A 4,244-nucleotide genomic window follows, 5' to 3' on the forward strand; every position below is an offset into this window, starting at 1 on the left:
GACTGACGGATCCGGTCGACGGCCGGCCGGGTTTCGACCGACGACGCGGGCGCCGGGTCACACTCGCACCCGTCGATCCGACCCGATCCGCGACGGCCGATCGCGCCGGTGAGATCCGGGACGACGGATTCGACCGCGAACCGAATTGGCAATACTTGACTACCGGACGGTCGAACCGTCCCCCATGACGGACAGCGACGTCGTCCTCGTGGAGGGTGTTCGGACGCCGCACGGCGAACTGCTCGGCTCGCTCGCGGACGTCTCGGCGGTCGAACTCGGCCGGACCGCCGTCGACGGCCTGCTCGAACGGGTCGAGATCGAGGGCGATCGGATCGACTGGGTCTCACTCGGCAACGCGATCCAGGCGGGAACCGGCCAGGTGCCGGCCCGCCAGGTGGTCGTCGAGTCGGACCTGCCCGACGAGACGCCCGTGACGACGATCAACGAGGCCTCCGGCTCGGGGGTGCGCGCGATCGCGCTCGCCGCCGACCGGATCGTCGCGGGCCGGGCCGAGTTCGCCGTCGCCGGCGGCTTCGAGTCGATGACGAACGCACCCTGGGTCCTTCCGGAGTACCGGAAGGGACGACGTCACGGCGACGTCACGCTGAAGGATTCGATGATCTTCGACTCGCTCTGGGACGTCAACCTGGATATCCACATGGGCGAGATCACCGAGCGGCTGATCGACCGGTACGGCGAGGGGCGAGCCGATTCGAGTGACGGCGGCGACGGCGACACCGACGTTCGCTACGACCTCTCCCGGGAGGCCCAGGACGCCTACGCCCTCGAGAGCCACCGGTGGGCCCACGAGGCGATCGAGGCGGGGGAGTACGACGACGAGATCGTCCCCGTCAAGACCGGTTCGGGAACCGTCGACCGCGACGAGGGGCCGCGTCCGGAGTCGACGATGGACGATCTCGCCGGACTCTCGCCCGCGTTCCGCCGCGACGGGTCGATCACGCCCGCGAACGCCTCGAAGCTGGCCGACGGCGCAGGTGCCGTCCTGCTCGCCGATGCCGAGGCGGCGGCCGACGCCGACCTCGAGCCGACGATGCGACTGGTCGACTACGAGCTCGTCTACCGCGAGCCCGACGAGTTCAACGAGGCCGTCGGCGACGTGGTCGAGGAACTGCTCGCGACGACCGGCCTCGACGCCGACGAACTCGACGCCTGCTGGATCAACGAGGCGTTCGCCGCCCAGTCGGTGTACGTCATGCAGCGACTGGGGATCGACCGCGAGCGGATGAACCCGCTGGGGGGCGCGGTCGCATACGGCCACCCGATCGGCGCCTCCGGCGGGATGCTGGCGGCGTCGCTCGCCCACCAGATGCGTCGAGAGGACGGGGTCGAGCGCGGGCTCGTCGGGATGAGCCAGGGTGGCGGCGGCGCGATCATGTCGCTCTGGGAGCGGATGTAACCCGGCGGACGCCGACGTGTCGAACTGTCACCGACTGCGGCCGCCGCCGATCTGACCACTGTCGGCTCCCGCTGCCGAGGGAAACCGTCGTCGATTAGGCCGCAAGCGAACGCGTCCGTTCTCCCGGACTCGCTCGTTCAGACCGACGTCGTTCCCGCTTCAGTGTCGTCGAGCCAGTCGTCCAGCTCGTCTTCGAACTCCGTCCAGGTCGTCCGAAGCCGCTCGTACTCCTCGCGGGCGGCCTCGGCCCCGTGGTAGGCCGCGATCGACTTCACCCGACTCTCCATCGCCCACAGGCAGGCGTCGTTCTCCTCGTACCAGTCGTACCCACACTGGACGAACAGCGAGTGGAGCAACGACCAGAAACCCAGCCCGAGTGGATTCTGCTCGGTCGGCTCCGGAGCGGCCGCTAACGACTCGTCGAACTCGCACCGGTAGTCGAGTGCCAGTCGGGACGTGAGGGGTTTGTACCGATACTCGTACTCGCCGCCGACGGGGCCTTTCGCGTCGCGTTGCTGAGCCAGGAGACTCTCGTAGGATTCACCGTCTTCGATCTCGTCGTACCGCGTACACTCCCACGATTCGAGTCCTTCGAACGCTTCCCACTGATCGGCCTCGGCGTCGAGCAGGCCGTCGGGGTCGCCGTCGAAGACGAGGCGGACGAGGCCGCCGTCGACGCCGACGTCGTACTCGGCGACCTGTCCGTACGCCCAGAACCAGCCGCGATCCCAGTACTCTGCGTTCTCGTAGCGCTCCCAGGCATCGGGGAGGTACGAGTCGGTGAACCGACGCTCCGCCGCCGCGTTCCCAAAGTGCAACTCGATGGTCGTACCGACCATAGGGTGTCGTTGGTCGGCGGTTTCAAGAAGGTTCCCAGAACTCGAGTTCTGTCGGATCGCTGTACTACCGCCCCGGAACGAGTCCCGAGCGACTCACTCCTCGTCGATCGGCTCGTACGTGTTCTCGGCGGTCGGGAACGCCCCGGTTTCGACCTCCTCGACGTACTCTTCGACGGCGCCGCGGACGATCGAGTCGAGGTCGGCGTACTGCTTCGAGAGCTTGTACCCTTCCGCGCCGAGTCCGAGGACATCGTTCGTCACCAGCACCTGCCCGTCGACGTACCTGCCGGCGCCGATACCGATCGTCGGCACGTCCACCGCCTCCGAGATTCGCTTGGCGACGGGTTCGGTCACCCCTTCGAGGACCAGCGAGAAGATGCCCGCCGCCTCCAGACGCTGGGCGGTGTCGACCAGTTCGTCGCCGAACGACGACTCGGCGCCCTCTCGTCCCTGGATGACCGGGCCGCCGAGTTCGTTCATCCGCTGAGGGGTGAGTCCGATGTGGCCCTGGATGGGGATCCCGAGTTCGGTACAGCGGTCGACGATCTCGATCGTCGTGTCGCCGCCGGGTGCCGTCTCCAGTTTGACCGCGTCGGCACCCGCCTCCTTGAGGAAGCGACCGGCGTTCTCGACGGAGCTCGCGAGGTCGGTGCCGTAGGAGAGGAAGGGTAGATCGCCGACAATCATCGCCTCCTCCGTGGCCCGGACGACGCTCGCGGTTCTCGCGAGCAGATCCTCCATCGTCACCGGGAGGGTGTCGTCGTATCCCATGTGGTTGTGGCCGGCCGAGTCGCCGACGAGGATGAGATCGACGCCGCCCGCGTCGACCTGCCGGGCGATCGGTGCGTCGTAGGCGGTGAGCATCGTCAGCGGCTCGCCCCGCTCGTATTTGTCGTACAGCGTCCGGATCGTCGTGCGGCTCATGCGGGCGCCAAGAACGCAGCGAACCGTAGTTTTGCCGACTCGCAGTGACCGGTGTGTCGCGCGATGGAGTCGTCACAGCGACCGGGATGGGTGAGCAGACCGGCGGTCGGAAAAGGGTGGTCGACCAGGGAGGCGACGGTCGTCGATCGGAGAAGGGGGTCGTCGACCGGAGTGAGTCCCGGGGCTCAGTCGTCGCTCGGTGCCGCGGCGCCACCCTCGCCGCTGACGCCGGTGCCGGGCCCGATCTCGATTTCGAGTTCGTCGAGCTTCTCGTCTGGGACCACGCCGTCGACCCAGCCGCGGTGCTCGTAGTACTCGGCCTTCATCTCCTCGAGCTCGCAGTACTCACCCTCGCTGGCGCCCTGGCCGCGGATGCCGTCTTCGAGGAATCTGTCCGGCAGCGAGTCGTCGGTGCCGTCGAAGCCGGCGAGGTTGTTGTAGTAGCGTTCGAGGTTGTAGATCCGCTCGCCGGCCTCCAGAAGCTCCTCTTCGGAGACGTCGAGGCCGGTCATGCCGTTGAACTGGAGGACGTACTCTTCGATCCCCTCGGCGAAGGCGTTGAACTTGCAGATGTCGAACGAATCGCTGATCGCGTGGAGATCCTGGAACGCTGCGGTGAGCTCGCCTTTACCCTCCCACTCGTAGGGGTCGACCTTCTCGGGGATGCCGAGGATCTCCGCGGCGGGCGTGTAGCCCCGCAGGTGACAGGCACCCCGGTTCGAGGTGGCGTAGCCGATGCCCATTCCCTTCATGCAGCGCGGGTCGTACGCGGGAATGGTCTGGCCCTTGACGGCCAGCGAGTTGTCGTGGGCCCCCATCCGCTCGGCGACGCGGTCGGCGCCCTCCGCCAGCAGGTCCCCGAGCTCGCCCTCCCGGTTCGCGATCCGGGTGATCATCTCGATCATCGTCTCCTGGTCGCCCCAGTCGAGCCCGTCGTCCAGCTTCCCCTCCTCGGTCATCTCCATCGCCATCGCGAGCATGTTGCCCGTCTCGATGGTGTCGATGCCGTGGTCGTTACAGCGGTCGATCATCACCGCGATCGAGTCGCGGTCGTCGTTCATCGA

General features: G+C 67.5%; 4 protein-coding genes. 1 reads left to right on the top strand and 3 read right to left on the bottom strand.

The features are described from left to right. The first annotated feature begins 184 nt into the window (after window positions 1–184). On the top strand, window positions 185–1,417 hold the full coding sequence (locus QZT59_RS03105; protein WP_290811197.1) for a thiolase family protein: 1,233 nt from the start codon (window positions 185–187) through the stop codon (window positions 1,415–1,417). 137 nt (window positions 1,418–1,554) lie between these two features. On the opposite strand, the gene QZT59_RS03110 is transcribed toward QZT59_RS03105, so the two are convergent. The 3 genes from QZT59_RS03110 to QZT59_RS03120 all read right to left on the bottom strand — a co-directional run. Continuing rightward, window positions 1,555–2,256 (bottom strand): hypothetical protein, encoded by a 702-nt coding sequence (locus tag QZT59_RS03110; protein WP_290811200.1) that lies wholly within the window; start codon window positions 2,254–2,256, stop codon window positions 1,555–1,557. Window positions 2,257–2,349: 93 nt separating this feature from the next. Next, window positions 2,350–3,180 carry a 3-methyl-2-oxobutanoate hydroxymethyltransferase gene (gene panB / locus QZT59_RS03115; protein WP_290811203.1) on the bottom strand — a complete coding sequence of 277 codons (831 nt, stop codon included), beginning with the start codon at window positions 3,178–3,180 and terminating at the stop codon, window positions 2,350–2,352. Between the two features lie 185 nt (window positions 3,181–3,365). After that, window positions 3,366–4,244: aldehyde ferredoxin oxidoreductase C-terminal domain-containing protein (locus QZT59_RS03120; RefSeq protein WP_290811206.1), on the bottom strand; the 879-nt coding region annotated here is incomplete at its 5' end.

Source organism: Halovivax sp., from assembly GCA_007119345.1.
Taxonomy (GTDB): Archaea; Halobacteriota; Halobacteria; order Halobacteriales; family Natrialbaceae; genus Halovivax.